This window comes from Streptomyces sp. Rer75 (assembly GCF_013414305.1).
GTDB lineage: Bacteria > Actinomycetota > Actinomycetes > Streptomycetales > Streptomycetaceae > Streptomyces > Streptomyces himastatinicus.
In genome coordinates this window covers 5,259,113-5,273,259 of sequence record NZ_CP058693.1, presented here as the reverse complement: position 1 = coordinate 5,273,259, position 14,147 = coordinate 5,259,113, and the positions used below count along the sequence as shown (strand labels likewise).

The following is a 14,147-nucleotide window of genomic DNA, read 5'->3' as shown; positions in this document are numbered from 1 at the left end:
GCCGGGGGCCAGGAGCCGGGGGCCGGGGCCAAGGGCCGGGGGCCTCACTCCCCGTCCGGCCCGGCCCCGAACACCCCCGCCCGCGCCGCGTGATAGGCCGCCTCGGCGCTGGTCCGCACCAGCCGCGCGTCGACGGCCCCGCGCAGGATGAGCACCCGGTAGTAGAAGGGCGCGCCCAGTGCGGCGATGACGTCCTTGGCGTCGGTGTCCGCGGGCAGTTCCCCCCGGTCGATCGCGTGCCGCACGATCCGGGTCACCTGCTCGGTCCGGCCGACGAAGGCACCGCGGACGATCTCCTCGACCCGTGGATCGTGGGCGGCGGCCGCCAGCAGCCCCTGGATGACGTTGCGGTTGCGCAGCGCCTCCGTGAAGTCGCCGATGGCCTGGGAGAGTTCGTGCAGATCCCGCCGGAAGTCGCCCGAGTCGGGGGTGGGGAGCGTGGCGCTGCGCTCGGCCAGCAGATCGAGAACGACCCCCTCCACCGTCCGCCAGCGCCGCCGGATGGTCGACACGTGCACCCCGGAGCGCTCGGCGAGCTTGTCGAGGGTGAGGGCGCTGAACGATTCGGCGCCGAGTGCGTCGTAGGCGGCGGCCAGCACGGCGACGCGGGTCCGTGCCGTGCGTCCGCCGGGGCGCGCCGAGCCGTGGGGGGGTCGCGCGTTCATGGATGGTGAGCCGCCATGTCTCCTGTGCCGCGGAAGGGGGGTCCGTAACGGGCCGACCCTACGTCCCGCCCAAACCCGCGCGCACGAGATCTTCACTACTTCCAGCCGCTACCGGCTGGTACTCCATTGCGTGACGTGCCCACGTCCGGATACGGTGACGCCCCCAGCTTAACGCGCGCCCGTGAGCATTAAGGGCGAGCATTCGAGTGAGCGTGCTGGACCTTCCGTACGCGGGGAGGGAAGGTCCAGCGCGCTTGCGGCCCTCAGTCGCGCGCCCCCGAGCGCTCCACGATGCGGATCATCTGACCCTGGGTCAGGGCGGGTTCGGCGATGGGGTGGGCGGCGTCGGCACGCAGACCGTCGAGGAAGAACGCCAGACAGCGCCGCCAGGCCCGCGGCGCCGCATCCATGGACTCCCGGATCACCTGGGACATCGCCCAGACGAGAACGGCGAGATCCTGCGGTTCGAAGTCGGCGCGCAACCCGCCGCCCTCCTAGCCGGGACAGCCGACGGCCCCGGCGGGCTCACGTGCGCACCGCCGGGGCCTCAGGGGGTGTCAGCGGGCGAACGCCGGGGTGAACTCGACCGGGATGGACGACACACCGCGCATCATCAGCGCGGAGCGCCACTGGAGCTCCTCCGGGGTGACCGCCAGGCTCACGTCCGGGAGCCGGTCGATCAGGACCTCGATCGCGGCCATGGCGATGTTCTCGGCCAGCTCGCGGGCGACCTGGGGGCAGCCGTGCGTGCCGTGGCTGAAGGCCATGTGGGCCTGGTTGCCCGCCGCCCCGGCCCGGAAGTCCGGGCGTACGTCGGGGTCGGCGTTGGCCGCGGCGAGGCCCAGCATCATGCAGTCGCCCTTCCGGATGTGGCGACCGGCGAACATGGTGTCCTCGGAGGCCCAGCGGCCGACCCAGTTGGGGACCGGGGTGGCCTCCCACAGCACCTCGTTGAGCGCCTGGCCCACGCTGCGCCGCCCGCCGGCCATGGTGACCGCGAACCGCTCGTCGGTGAGCATGAGCCGCAGCGCGTTGCCGATCAGGTCGGTGGTGGGCTGGTGGGCCGCGTAGACGTTGCCCAGGAGGTCGTTGAGGATCTCCTCGTCGGTGAGGCCCGCCGGGTGGAACGCCAGCACCGAGGCGATGTTGGTCGCGCCGGGGTTGGACCGGGCGTTCTCCAGCAGCGCCACCATGCGGTTCAGCAGGTTCTGGTGCGCCTCCGGTCCCCCGTTCCCGCTGACCAGGTCGACCGTCTCCTGCACGATTTCGGGGGAGTCGTCCAGGCCGTACATGCGGTTCAGCACCCGCAGCGGGATCTGGCTGGCGTACTCGGCCATCAGATCGGCGCGGCCGCTGCCCGCGAAGACGTCGATCAGCGAGTCCGCGACGCGCTCGCACTGCGCCCGCAGTTCGGACGGGTCCACGGACTCCATGCTGTCGATGATCGCCTCGGACCGCCGCTCGTGATCGGCGCCCTCGGAGAACAGCATCGTCGGCCGGTAGGCGACGAACGTCATCAGCTCCCAGTCGGGCGGGACCCGGTCCCAGGAGTGCCAGCGGCGTGAGTCGCGGGCGAACAGGTTGGGGTCCGTGGTGACCCGGAGCAGTTCCCGGTAGCCGAGCACCATCCAGACGGGGATGTCCGGTTCGAGCAGCACGGGCACGACGGGGCCGTGCTCGCGGCGGAGCTTGCGGTACAGCTCGTCCGGGTCGGTGCGGAGCAGATGCATGTCCAGCCGCACCGCGTCCGGCTGCTCCGGCCAGCCCAGCAGGGGCGGTGCGGCGGGGGCGAAGGGGTCCTCGAGCGGGGGCATGGGGTCCGGGGTGGTCACGCGGTGGTCTCCCGGGCGGCGGAGGAGGTGGACAGGGAGTAGAGGTGACGGGCCAGCGCGACCAGCACGGCCTTGCTGGAGTCGCGTTCACGGGCGTCGCAGTCGATCACGGGGACGTCCGGGGGCAGATCGAGCGCGTCCCGGACCTCCTCCAGGGTGTGCTGCGGTTCGGTGAAGTTGTTGCGGGCCACGATGAACGGCGTCCCGTGGTATTCGAGACGGTCGATGGCGTACCAGGAGTCGGCGAGCCGATTGGTGTCCACCAGGACGACCGCGCCCAGGGTGCCGGCGAAGAGCCGGTCCCACAGGAACCAGAAACGTTCCTGTCCGGGCGCGCCGAACAGATAGAGCACCATCTCCTCGTCCAGGCTGATGCGCCCGAAGTCGAAGGCGACCGTGGTGGTCGTCTTCGACTGGACGAAGGAGGCGTCGTCGATCCCGACGCCCGCCTGGGTCATCGTCTCCTCGGTGCTGAGCGGGCGGATCTCGCTCACCGACTGGACCATCGTCGTCTTGCCCACGCCGAAGCCGCCGACGACGACGATCTTGAGGCCATCGCTCGCGCTCGCCCGCAGCGGTGCCCGGACGTCGGCGCGGTCAGAGGTTCTGGAGTGCAACGAGCACCTTCTTCAGTGTCTCGGGCTCGGGCAGCCCTCCGTTGTCGGGGCGGGCCGCATGCGGATGGCGCGCGGTGATCTTGCCGGTGTCGAGCAGGTCGCACAGCAGGATCTTGACCACGCTGACGGGCATTCCCAGGTACGAGGAGATCTCCACCACCGCCATGGGCCGCCGGCACATCCGCAGGATCTTGACGTGCTCGGACTGCATGCCGAGTGAGGGTTCGGATTCGCTGACGATGAGCGTGACCATGTCGAACACGCTCTCGTCGGCACGGCTGCGGCCACCGGTGACGGTGTACAGCCGGTCAGGGTCCTCGCTGTCGAGCGGCCCTCGGATCATGCGTTCGTCCCGCCGCCACGGCCGCCGTTCGCGAAGGTACGGGGCGCCGCCCGCAGATGGTCGCCGATCTGCTCGACCATTTCGTTCATGTTGTGCCCGATGATGCCGACATCGGCCTCGTCGTGCGCCACGACGGCCAGATGGGCGCCCTCACCGGCCTCGACGATGAACAGAATTCCCCCGTGGAACTCCGTCATGGACTGCCGGACGCCGCCGCTGCCGTCCCCGAACTCGATCGACGCGCCGTGGGAGAGGCTCTGGATACCCGAGGCGATGGCCGCCAGCTGGTCGGCCTGGTCCACGGAGAGTCCGGACGTGAGGCACAGCTTGAGGCCGTCCCGGGACAGCACCAGCGCGTGCCGGGCCCCCGGCGTCTTCTCCAGCAGGTTCTCCAACAGCCAGTCCAAGCTGCGGTCTGTGGTGTTCATCGGCGTTCCTATCATCACGGCTGGTCGTTCTCTGCGGACTCAGCTGACTCGGCGGACTCGGCGGACGGCGCGGGTCCGGTGGCTTCTGCGGGCGCCGCCGACGTGGTGTTACGCCCGTCGGTATCGCCGGTGGGGCAGCCGCGCGTGGCGTCACGGAAGGCACCGAAGCGGGCTCCGGCGTCGGTACGCGGAGGCTTCGGCTTGGCGTCGGGCGCGGGGCGCGGCGTGGCCCGGGTGGCGGCGGCGAGCGTCTCGCCGCGGCGCCGCCGGGGCAGCCCGTTGATGCGCGGCTCCGCCGGGGCGTCGGTGCCGGAGGGGCCGCCGGACGCGCCGGAGGGCCCGGGGGTGCCGGAGGTCCCGGAGGGCTCCGCGGCGGGCGTCGGCGCCGCCGGGGCGGACGCTGCCGGGGCGGCCGGAGCGGCCGGGGCGGACTCTGCCGGGGCGGCCGGAGCCGCCGGGGCTGCCGGGGCGGGTGCCTCGGCCACCGGCTCGGTGCGCTCGGCGCTCGCGGCGACCCGGGTACCGGCCGGAGGCGCCACCGGGGTGGCGGCGCGCGGCCGGGCGGGCTCGACGCGGTTCCGGACCGGCGCCTCGGCCACCGCGTCCTGGTTGATGTGCGTGATCAGCTGCTGCGGGATCAGAACCACGACGCCGGTACCTCCCCGGGCGGACGGCCGGAAGGAGACCGTCAGCCCGTGCTTGCGCGCCAGACAGCCGACGACCGCGAGGCCGAGCCGGGTGCCCGACAGGGTCGTCAGGTCGAGTGTCTGCGAGGAGACCGCCTTCTGGGCGCGGGCCAGCGCGGAGGGGCCCATGACCAGGCCGCCGTCCTCGATGGTGACGACGACGCCGGTGTGCGTCTCCTCGACGTACACGTGCACCTCCTCGGTGGGAGGCGAGAAGCTGGTGGCGTTGTCCATCAGCTCGGCGAGGGCGTGCATGACGCCCTCGGCGGCGTAACCGGCCACCGCGGCGTTGCTGGCCGCGTGGACCCGTACCCGCTGATAGGCGCTGATCCGGCCGACCGCGCCGCGCAGGATGGACTCCATGACGATGGGCTTGGTCCAGCGGCGGCCGGAGCGGGCGCCGGTGAGCACCGCGATGCTGTCCGCGATGCGGCCCGTCTGGGCGGTGGTGTGGTCGAGCTTCAGCAGGTCGCCGAGGACGGACTCGTCGTGCCGGTTCTCCATCTCGCGCAGGTCCGCGAGCATGCTGGTGGCCAGTGCCTGGACCCGGCCCGCGGCGTTGGCGCAGGCCGCCATGGCGGAGGCGCGCATCCGCTCACCGGTGCCGATCTCCTGCACCACCCTGCGCAGCACCCGGCCGTGCGCCTGGTCGCCGGGCTTGGTCACCTGCATCAGCACGGTGTCCACAGAACCGCCGTCCCGCAGGCCCTTCACCGCAGCGGGAATCGTTTCGTCAGCGAGCCGGGCGGCCTCCGCGGCGTGCTGCGCCGCCGCGGCCTCCAGACTCGCGATCCGGGACTGGAGACGGCCGATGGTCCGCGACCGGTGGGCGGCGACCGCGAGGGTCACGCCCAACAGCACGGCCGCCAGCGCGCAGAAGACGGCGACGAGGACGCGCTGGGCTTCGGGCACCTCTGCCGTCACCCACGCCCCCGCCCCGCCGGCGACGACCGCGGCCAGCAGGGGCACGGCCAGGGCCTGCCGGGTTACGGCAGGCCCTTTGTAGGGATGGCTGGATATATGTGCTGACATCTATCAGGTCCTCATGGGCGCGTTCGAGGGTTGAGGGTGGACCACGCGGACATCAAGCCGTGGGCGGCACATGGTAGTACTGCTCAGAGAATTTTGAACGACCCCGCTCGGCACACGGACCATGACGGCCCGTCAGCATCGTCGCCGAAAACCCGATGTTGTCCGATCGCGCCAAAGATGAACGGTTCTGAGCTGGGGTCACGTATCCCATCCTGCACACAACGGGCCCCGGCAGTGGACCCTTTTACCGAGGCTAGTGTGGCTAGCACTGCTAGGCTCGCGTGTCATGTCCTCAACCGAACGCCGTGAACGCGAGCGCGCCCGGCGCCATCAGCTGATCATCACCGCCGCTCGCGAACTGGCGGAGGCCGAGGGCTGGGACGCGGTGACGACCCGTCGGCTCGCCGAGCGCGTCGGATACAGCCAGCCGGTGCTGTACAGCCACTTCAAGGGCAAGGACGCCATCGTGCGCGCGGTGGCCGCCGAGGGCTTCGACGACCTCGCCGCCGCGCTGCGGCGGGCCCGGCGGACCGCGGGCTCGCCCCGGGAGGCGCTGCGCGCGGTCGGCCGCGCCTATCTGGACTTCGCGGTCGCCCGCCCCGCGCTCTACGCGGCGATGTTCGTGCGGGAGACCGACGTCCCGTTCGCGCGGGAGGCGCAGAAGGCGCAGGATGCGCAGAAGGGGCAGGGGCCGCAGCAGGGGCAGGGGGCGCAGCAGGACCCGCCTACCGCGCCGCGCGCCGCCTTCGAGGAGCTGGTGGCCGTGGCCGGGGCGGGCGCCGGGCGGGGTGAGCTGGACGCGGAGGTCATCTGGAGCGCGCTGCACGGGCTCGCCGTACTGGCCCGCGCGGGGCGGATCCCGCCGCGGCGGCAGCGGGAGCGGCTGGACGTCCTGGTCGAGCGGTTCGCCCCGGACGCGGCCGACCGCCGGAAGGCGAGCGCCGGTCAGGACGGTTCCGGCACCGCCGGAGGCGGGGACGCCTGAGCCGAGGGCGACACCTCGGACGGCTCCTGCGGTTCGGGCAGCGCCAGTTCGGCCCAGATGACCTTGCCGCCCGAGGTGTAGCGCGTGCCCCAGCGCTCGGCGAACTGGGCGACCAGGAACAGCCCGCGGCCGCCCTCGTCGATCGGCGTCGCGTACCGCAGATGCGGCGAGGTGCTGCTGGTGTCGGACACCTCGCAGATCAGGCCGCGGTCGCGGACCAGCTGGAGCCGGATCGGGCCGGTGGCGTGCCGGATGGCGTTGGTGATCAGCTCGCTGAGGACGAGTTCGGCGGTGAACGCCACCTCCTCCATGCCCCACTCCTCCAGCTGCCGCAGCGCCCCGGCGCGGACTCCGGCCACCGCGGCGGGGTCGTTCGGCACGTCCGAGGACACCACCCGGCCGGGGCCCAGCACCCGGGTCCGGGCGGCGATCAGCGCGATGTCGTCGCCCGGCTGGGTGGGCAGCATCGCGTCGAGCACCTCGGTGCAGATCTCCTCGGGCGACCGCCCCGGGTGCGACAGGGCGTCGCGCAGCATCTCGAGCCCGACGTCGATCTCCCGGCGGCGGTCCTCGATGAGCCCGTCGGTGTAGAGGACGACATGGCTGTTCTCGGCCAACTCCAGTTCGGCCGTGTCGAACGGCAGCCCGCCGAGGCCGAGCGGGGGCCCCGCGGGCAGGTCCGGGAACTCCACCGAGCCGTCCGGGCTCACCACCGCGGGCGGCGGATGCCCGGCCCGGGCCATGGTGCAGCGCCGGGTCACCGGGTCGTAGATCGCGTACAGGCAGGTGGCGCCGGTCGCGCCGGTGAGCGGCTCGCCCCCGCCCCCGGGGAGGCCCTGGCCGAGCGGGCTCTCGTCCTGGTCGATGCGGGCCACCAGGTCGTCCAGATGGGTCAGGATCTCGTCGGGCGGCAGGTCGAGGGTGGAGAAGTTGTGCACCGCGGTCCGCAGCCGCCCCATCGTCGCCGCCGCGTGCAGCCCGTGCCCGACGACGTCGCCCACCACCAGCGCCACCCGCGCGCCCGGCAGCGGGATGACGTCGAACCAGTCGCCGCCGACCCCGGATTCGGCGGGCAGATAGCGGAAGGCCACGTCGAGGGCGCTCTGCGCGGGCACGGCGCGGGGCAGCAGGCTGTGCTGGAGGGTCACCGCCATGGTGTGCTCGCGGGTGTAGCGGCGGGCGTTGTCGATGCACACCGCCGCGTGGGAGGCCAGCTCCTCGGCGAGCGTCACCTCTTCCTCCTCGAAGGGGTCGCGCTCCGCCATCCGCCAGAAGTTGACCACGCCGAGCAGCACGCCGCGGGCCTGGAGCGGCACGGTGACCAGCGACCGTACGCCGTAGTCGATGACCTTGCGGGTCTGGTCGGGGTCCTGGGCCTGCCAGCCGGGCGCCCGGGTCAGATCGTCCTCCACGACCGCCTGCCCGCTGCCCAGGCCCCACGCCTGGGGCGTGGATGCGGCGAACGAGAACCGCTCGCCCACGGGATAGAAGGGGTGCTCGGGCCGGATGCCGTGGACGGCCGCCCGGCACATCTCGGCGCCGCCGACCACCGACGGCTCCTCCCCCCGCGGTACGGGATCCGCCAGGTCGACCGTGGCGAAGTCGGCGAACCGCGGCACCGCCACCCGCGTCAGCTCCTCGGCGGTGCGCTCCACGTCGAGCGTGGTGCCGACCTCCACGCTGGCGTCGTACAGCAGCTTGAGCCGCTTCTGGGCCACGTCGGCGCGGCCCGAGAGGGCGCGCAGCTCGGTGGAGTCGCGCAGGGTGGCGACGCTGCCGGGCGGGCCGCCGTCGCGGTCGGTGGGGCGGTTGTTCACCGCCAGCAGCCGGTCGCCGGCCACCAGCACCTCGTCGGTGACGACGCGCCGGGAGACGAGCAGACCGGCCATCCCGGGGTCCAGGCCCAGCTGGTGGACCGGGCGTCCCTCGGGCCGCGGCGGCAGGTCGAGCAGCCGGGACGCCTCGTCGTTGGCGAGCACCAGCCGCTCGTCCCCGTCGACGATCAGCACGCCCTCGCGCACGGCGTGCAGCACCGCGTCGTGGTGCTCGTACATCCGCGTCATCTCGCCGGGTTCCAGGCCCCGGGTCTGGCGCCGCAGCCGTCGGCTGACCATGGCGGTGCCGCCTGTGGCCAGGGCGAGCGAGGCGGTGACGGCGCCGATGAGCAGCGGCAGCTGACGGTCGGCGAGCCCGCTGACCTTGCTGATCGTGATGCCCGCGCCGACCGCGCCGACGACCTTGTGGTTGCGGTCGAAGATGGGCACCAGGGCATCCATCGCCTCGCCCAGGGTGCCGGGGCCGGTACCGGTGGTGGTGTGCCCGTGCAGCGCCGAGTCGATGCTGCCGACGTAGGGCTTGCCGATCCGGTCGGGCTTGGGATGGGTGAGCCGGATGCCCTTGTCGTTCGTGACGACGACGAAGTCGAGCCCGGTCTTCTTCCGGAGGGCCTCCGCCTTCGGCTGGAGCACGGCGGTCGGATCGCGGCTGCGCAGGGCCTGGAGCATCCCCGGTGAGTTGGCGAAGGACTCGGCGACGGCGATCGAGCGGCCGCGGGCCTCGTCGGTGGCGTCGTGCCGCACCTGGAGCACCAGGGCGGTGGCCGCCGCGGCGCCGAGCAGCAGCACGATGATCAGCTGGAGGACGAGGACCTGGCCGGCGACGCTGCGGACGTGTCGCCACACCCGGGGGCGCCGTCCCGCCTCCTGAGGGCGCTCACGTCGCCGACTCCGCGGGCGCCGACCGGGGAACACGCGGGCAACCCACGATCGGCCCATGAACCGGGCCATAGAGATACATCTACACCGGGATTTCCCGAAAGGCGAACCCCTTCCGCTCGTTATGCCCGCAAAAGCACCTTCCGCGGAGAAGGGGTGACTTTGTGTGCAGACGACCGCCCGGGACGCGGGGTGCCGACCCCGGCGGACTGTGCAAACCTGACATCAGGGCAATTCACCCGAATTGCCGCGAAACGGCGGTCACCGTGCCGTCGATCGCGCCTGACGAAGGAGCCCGACATGGCCACTCACGCGGGTGGAGTCCACCCCGGAACCGCCCCCCGCGCCCGCGGCGGGGTCAGCGGACGTCTCGTCTTCGGGGCCGTCATGATGCTCTTCGGCGGCCTGATGACCCTTGCCCAGGGCATCGCGGCCGTACGCACCGACAGGGTGTTCGTGACCACCCCGAGCTACATCTTCAGTTACAGCCTCGGCGGGTGGGGCTGGATCCACATGATCCTCGGCGTCGTCCTGGTGGTCGCCGGCCTGGCGACGTTCACCGGCGCGATGTGGGCCCGGACCGCGGGCGTGGTGATCGCGGGACTCGCGCTGATCGCCAACTTCCTGTGGCTGCCGTACACCCCGCTGTGGGCGACGGTGCTGCTGCTCGTCGACGCGTTCATCATCTGGGCCCTGTGCACCGGCGGCCAGGGCATGGAGGCGGGGATGGCCAGGCCGGCTGCGATGGGCGGCGGCCGCGGCCCCGGCGATCAGGGGCCCGGCGGTCAGGGTCCCGAGCCCCGGGCCGGCGGACCGGAACCCGAAGCCCGATGACGACCAGGCGGTGTCATCGGCGGCCCCGCCGCCGGTGACACCGAGACCGGCCGGCACGTCGGCCATCGGCTCACCGTCAGAAACGCCTGACGGCGACGATTCCGATCCGCTCGTGCCGATACGCACGTGCGGCACGGCCGCGGCAGAGGCAGGCTGGAGCCATGCTGCTGGCCGATGTCGCACGCACCTCCCGGCAGGTCGCGGCCACCTCCGCCCGCTCGGAGAAGATCGCCGCCCTGGCCGGGCTGTTCCGGCGCACCGAACCCGCCGAGGCCCCCGTGGTGATCACCTACCTGGCGGGGAAGCTGCCGCAGCGCCGCACCGGCGTCGGCTGGTCCACCCTGCGGCAGCGGCACGAGCCCGCCGCCGCCCCGCGGCTCGCCGTGCTCGACGTGGACCGCGCGCTGAGCCGGATCGCCGCCGTCTCCGGCACCGGCGCCGGGGCGGAGCGCAAACGGCTGGTGGGCGCGCTGATGGCCGATGCCACCGAGGACGAGCAGCGCTTCCTGCTCGGGCTCATCGGCGGGGAGCTGCGCCAGGGCGCGCTGGAGGCGCTGGCCGTGGAGGGGCTGGCGCAGGCGGTCGGCGCGCCGCCCGCCGAGGTGCGCCGGGCGGTGATGCTCGGCGGTTCGCTGGGCGCGGTCGCCGAGGCGCTGCTCGCGCGCGGCCCGGCCGCGCTGGCCGACTTCCGGCTGGAGGTGGGGCGGCCGGTGCTGCCGATGCTCGCGCAGAGCGCGGCGGACCTGGACGAGGCCATGGACCGGCTCGGCCCGTGCGTGATCGAGGAGAAGCTGGACGGCATCCGGGTCCAGGTGCACCGGGACGGAGACGCCGTACGCGTCTACACCCGCACCCTGGACGAGATCACCGACCGGCTGCCCGAGGTCGTGACGGCGGCCCGCGAACTCGCGGTGCGGCGGGCCATCCTCGACGGCGAGGTGATCTCCCTGGACGAGACCGGGCGGCCGCGCCCGTTCCAGGAGACCTCGGCCCGGGTCGGCTCCCGGCTCGACATCGCCGGGGCGTCCGCCGCGCTGCCGCTGTCCCCCGTCTTCTTCGACCTGCTCGCCGTGGACGACCGCGACCTCCTCGCGCTGCCGACCCGCGAGCGCCACACCGAACTCGCCCGGGTGGCCCCCGAACCCCGACGGGTGCGGCGGCTGGTCGCCGAGGACCCGGCGGACCCGGAGATCCGGCGGGCGGCCCGCGCGTTCGCCGCCGATGTGCTGGCCCGGGGCCATGAGGGCGTGCTCGCCAAGGGGCTCGAGGCCCCGTACGGGGCGGGGCGGCGCGGGGCGTCCTGGCTGAAGGTCAAGCCCGTGCACACGCTCGACCTGGTGGTGCTGGCCGCGGAGTGGGGGCACGGCCGCCGCACCGGGAAGCTGTCCAACCTCCACCTGGGCGCCCGGCGGCCGGATGGCACGTTCCTGATGCTCGGCAAGACCTTCAAGGGGCTGACGGACGCGCTGCTGGAGTGGCAGACGGACGCGCTGCTGTCCCTCGCGGTCAGCGACGACGGCTGGGTGGTGCGGGTGCGGCCCGAGCTGGTGGTGGAGGTCGCCTTCGACGGTCTCCAGCGCTCCTCCCGCTATCCGGCGGGGGTCACGCTGCGGTTCGCGCGGGTGCTGCGGTACCGCGAGGACAAACCGGCGGACCAGGCGGACACGGTCGAGACGGTGCTGGCGCTGCGGCGACCGTGAGGCCGCCGACTGGCGAGCTGGCATGACGCACCGACCTGACCTGCCGATGTGACCTGCTCACATGGCGTAAAGGCGCCGTCTCAAGGGCGGCCACAGGCGGGCGGGGGACAATGGGCGCCGCCCAGCCCCCAGTCGAGAGGTCCCGCGTGGAGACCACAGTCGCGACGGACCGCGCCGCCGCGCGCGAGCCCGGCCGCCGGGCCGCCACCGCCCGGCGCCTCGCACGGCTTCCCGACGAGGGCAGGGCGACGGCCTGGTGCGCGCTGGCGGTGCTGGCCGTGGTGAGCGTCGTCCTGGGCTGCCGGGCCCTGGACACCGACGGCATCACGCCCGTACCGCAGCTGCTGGCCTTCCTGCCCTGGCTGCTGGTCCCCGCCCTGCTGGGGCTGCTGCTCAGCGTGGTCGCCCGCTGGCCGCTGGGCTGCGGCTGGGCGCTGCTGGCCACCGCGGTGACCGGCTGGTTCATCCAGCCGTACGACCCCGGCCCGGCGCCCGCGCCGCACGGCCCGGTGGTGGCCCGGCTGCGCGTGCTCACCGCGAACCTGGAGTTCGGCCAGGCCACGGACGGGCTGCTGGCCGCGCTGCGCCGGGAGCGGCCGGACGTGGTGTCCGTCCAGGAGTGCGACGCTGCGTGCGCGGACGCGCTCGGCTCGGCGGCCGTCCGCAGGGCGTATCCGTACCGGATCATCGTCACCGGCAGCCCCGCCGAAGGCTCGGCGATCCTCAGCAACCGTCCGCTGACCAGGGCGCGGGACGTGCCCGGCGAGCTGTCGATGCCGGGCGCGGTCGCGCGGATCGCGGACGTGACGCTACGGCTCCAGGTCGCGCACCCCATGCCGCCGATGCCGGGCCAGCTGGACGTGTGGCGCACCGAACTGGGGCGGCTGCGCGCGTACGCGGCCGGGCGCGGCGACCAACCCACGCTGATCGCGGGCGACTTCAACGCGACCCAGGACCACGCCGCCTTCCGGGCCCTGCTGGACACCGGGATGCGGGACAGCGCACGGGCCGCCGGGGTGTCCCGGACGCCGAGCTGGCCGATCACCACGACCCCGGTGCTGGGCGCGCAGATCGACCACGTCCTGGTCAGCGACGCGCTGCGGCCGCGCACCGCCCGCTTCCTGGACCTGGGGAACACCGACCACCGGGCGCTGCTGGTCGACCTCGACCTGCACGGGCGCTAGAGGGTCTCCTCGCCCGGGTCCTGCGCGGTGGCCAGCTCGAACGGGTCCTGGTCCGGGCCTTCCCCGGGCCCGTGCCGCTCGCGGCGCCACCGCTCCTTCTCCCGCTCCAGCGCGTTCCACAGCAGGTTCAGCGGATGGTCGGCGTCGTATCCCGCGCGCTCGCCGCGCCGGGTGAAGGCGCCCAGCAGCACCTCCAGCTTCGGCCCGGTGTCATGGACCAGTTCGACGGCGCGCAGTCCGCGCGCGTACGCCGCCTGTGGATCGCCCGCCGCGTCCGCGACATCGTCGGTGACCAGCATGCAGCCGCGCACCACCCCCGACCGCAGCAGTTCGAGGCCGTAGTTGACGTTGTCGATCTCGGCGGCGAGGCGCAGGGTGTCGCGGTAACCGGCGCCGAACCAGGTGTGCAGCACCCCGGCCATCACGCCGCTGGCCGACACCACCAGTGGCAGCGCGGCCAGTTCGGCGCGCTCGACGGCCGGGCCGGGCAGTTCGTCCACGGGCAGATTGGTCACCAGGGACACCGCGCTGCGCCGCCACTCCATCACGTCGAAGGCGTCGAGTTCGCGGGAGGTTTCGCTGCCGGTCACCACGCTCCCGCACACCAGATCGATTTCCTTGGCGCGCAGTTTGGCGAGCACGTCCCGGGTCCGCACATGGCCGACCTTGAGGTCGATCCCGCGTTCCCGGAATTCCTCGGCGACCCGCTCCCGGGCGCTCGCGAGATAACCGAGAGTAAAGCGCGTGGTGCCCACGATCAGGCTCCGGCCGAGGCGCCGACGGGAGCTGTGGATGCCGTCCAGCCAGTCGCCGAGCGTTCCCCGGGCCAATTCGACGAGGGTCGTCCCGGTGCCCGTGAACAGCACGTCCTTGCCGCGCCCCTGCTTGAGCACCAGAGGCTCGCCGCACAGCTCGGAGAAGTTGCGGTTCATGGTGTCGAGCTGCTTTTGCACACTGGCCTGTTCCCGCCCGAGCGCGCGGGCGGCGCCCAGCGCCGTACCGGTCTCATGGACCACGACCAGCGTGCGGAGCTGGTCCATGGTGGTGTCCATGAGCGCGAGCGGACTGTCCAGCAGTCCGGACCTCGTCATGATTCTTTTCCTCCCCGTTTTCCCGCCTCCCTTGCT

The 14,147-nt window shown here is 73.1% G+C and carries 13 protein-coding genes; 4 read left to right on the top strand and 9 right to left on the bottom strand.

Going from position 1 to position 14,147, the window contains the following annotated elements:
• Positions 1-44: 44 nt before the first annotated feature.
• The 7 genes from HYQ63_RS22395 to HYQ63_RS22365 all read right to left on the bottom strand — a co-directional run bounded on the left by HYQ63_RS22395 (position 45) and on the right by HYQ63_RS22365 (position 5,603).
• On the bottom strand, positions 45-665 hold the full coding sequence (locus tag HYQ63_RS22395) for a TetR-like C-terminal domain-containing protein (protein ID WP_179935566.1): 621 nt from the start codon (positions 663-665) through the stop codon (positions 45-47).
• A 263-nt stretch (positions 666-928) separates the two neighbouring features.
• Complete coding sequence (locus tag HYQ63_RS22390) at positions 929-1,147, bottom strand: hypothetical protein (protein ID WP_257232015.1); 219 nt, start codon at positions 1,145-1,147, stop codon at positions 929-931.
• 75 nt (positions 1,148-1,222) lie between these two features.
• Positions 1,223-2,497: a cytochrome P450 gene (locus HYQ63_RS22385; protein WP_179935565.1), complete on the bottom strand. Its 1,275-nt coding sequence runs from the start codon at positions 2,495-2,497 to the stop codon at positions 1,223-1,225.
• On the bottom strand, positions 2,494-3,114 hold the full coding sequence (locus HYQ63_RS22380) for an ATP/GTP-binding protein (protein WP_179935564.1): 621 nt from the start codon (positions 3,112-3,114) through the stop codon (positions 2,494-2,496). The genes HYQ63_RS22385 and HYQ63_RS22380 overlap by 4 nt, the downstream gene beginning before the upstream one ends.
• Positions 3,095-3,457 (bottom strand): DUF742 domain-containing protein, encoded by a 363-nt coding sequence (locus HYQ63_RS22375; RefSeq protein ID WP_009716375.1) that lies wholly within the window; start codon positions 3,455-3,457, stop codon positions 3,095-3,097. Before HYQ63_RS22375 ends, HYQ63_RS22380 begins: the two co-directional genes overlap by 20 nt.
• The gene (locus tag HYQ63_RS22370; protein WP_123098930.1) at positions 3,454-3,885 is read right to left on the bottom strand and encodes a roadblock/LC7 domain-containing protein; all 432 of its coding nucleotides are present in this window, start codon (positions 3,883-3,885) and stop codon (positions 3,454-3,456) included. The genes HYQ63_RS22375 and HYQ63_RS22370 overlap by 4 nt, the downstream gene beginning before the upstream one ends.
• 14 nt (positions 3,886-3,899) lie before the next feature.
• Positions 3,900-5,603: a sensor histidine kinase KdpD gene (locus tag HYQ63_RS22365; protein ID WP_179935563.1), complete on the bottom strand. Its 1,704-nt coding sequence runs from the start codon at positions 5,601-5,603 to the stop codon at positions 3,900-3,902.
• 286 nt (positions 5,604-5,889) lie between these two features.
• Between HYQ63_RS22365 and HYQ63_RS22360 the strand changes: the two genes are divergently transcribed.
• Positions 5,890-6,588, top strand: a complete 699-nt coding sequence (locus tag HYQ63_RS22360; RefSeq protein ID WP_179935562.1) for a TetR/AcrR family transcriptional regulator — start codon at positions 5,890-5,892, stop codon at positions 6,586-6,588.
• On the opposite strand, the gene HYQ63_RS22355 is transcribed toward HYQ63_RS22360, so the two are convergent.
• Entirely contained in the window at positions 6,549-9,374 is a 2,826-nt protein-coding gene (locus tag HYQ63_RS22355) for a SpoIIE family protein phosphatase (RefSeq protein ID WP_373689133.1), read from the bottom strand. The genes HYQ63_RS22360 and HYQ63_RS22355 overlap by 40 nt on opposite strands.
• A gap of 228 nt (positions 9,375-9,602) precedes the next feature.
• Between HYQ63_RS22355 and HYQ63_RS22350 the strand changes: the two genes are divergently transcribed.
• The 3 genes from HYQ63_RS22350 (at position 9,603) to HYQ63_RS22340 (ending at position 13,020) form a co-directional block, all read left to right on the top strand.
• Complete coding sequence (locus HYQ63_RS22350; protein WP_179935560.1) at positions 9,603-10,136, top strand: hypothetical protein; 534 nt, start codon at positions 9,603-9,605, stop codon at positions 10,134-10,136.
• 161 nt (positions 10,137-10,297) lie between these two features.
• Positions 10,298-11,836, top strand: a complete 1,539-nt coding sequence (locus HYQ63_RS22345) for an ATP-dependent DNA ligase (RefSeq protein ID WP_179935559.1) — start codon at positions 10,298-10,300, stop codon at positions 11,834-11,836.
• Positions 11,837-11,982: 146 nt separating this feature from the next.
• Positions 11,983-13,020, top strand: a complete 1,038-nt coding sequence (locus HYQ63_RS22340) for an endonuclease/exonuclease/phosphatase family protein (protein WP_179935558.1) — start codon at positions 11,983-11,985, stop codon at positions 13,018-13,020.
• Here the strand turns inward: HYQ63_RS22340 and HYQ63_RS22335 are convergent.
• Positions 13,017-14,111, bottom strand: a complete 1,095-nt coding sequence (locus HYQ63_RS22335) for a LysR family transcriptional regulator (RefSeq protein WP_373689132.1) — start codon at positions 14,109-14,111, stop codon at positions 13,017-13,019. The genes HYQ63_RS22340 and HYQ63_RS22335 overlap by 4 nt on opposite strands.
• Between the last annotated feature and the right edge of the window lie 36 nt (positions 14,112-14,147).

Coding starts and splice junctions, on each gene's coding strand:
- HYQ63_RS22350 (WP_179935560.1), top strand. CDS start 9,603: ATGGCCACTCACGCGGGTGGAGTCCACCCCGGAACCGCCCCCCGCGCC.
- HYQ63_RS22335 (WP_373689132.1), bottom strand. CDS start 14,111: ATGACGAGGTCCGGACTGCTGGACAGTCCGCTCGCGCTCATGGACACC.
- HYQ63_RS22375 (WP_009716375.1), bottom strand. CDS start 3,457: ATGATCCGAGGGCCGCTCGACAGCGAGGACCCTGACCGGCTGTACACC.
- HYQ63_RS22395 (WP_179935566.1), bottom strand. CDS start 665: ATGAACGCGCGACCCCCCCACGGCTCGGCGCGCCCCGGCGGACGCACG.
- HYQ63_RS22360 (WP_179935562.1), top strand. CDS start 5,890: ATGTCCTCAACCGAACGCCGTGAACGCGAGCGCGCCCGGCGCCATCAG.
- HYQ63_RS22370 (WP_123098930.1), bottom strand. CDS start 3,885: ATGAACACCACAGACCGCAGCTTGGACTGGCTGTTGGAGAACCTGCTG.
- HYQ63_RS22345 (WP_179935559.1), top strand. CDS start 10,298: ATGCTGCTGGCCGATGTCGCACGCACCTCCCGGCAGGTCGCGGCCACC.
- HYQ63_RS22355 (WP_373689133.1), bottom strand. CDS start 9,374: ATGGCCCGGTTCATGGGCCGATCGTGGGTTGCCCGCGTGTTCCCCGGT.
- HYQ63_RS22365 (WP_179935563.1), bottom strand. CDS start 5,603: ATGTCAGCACATATATCCAGCCATCCCTACAAAGGGCCTGCCGTAACC.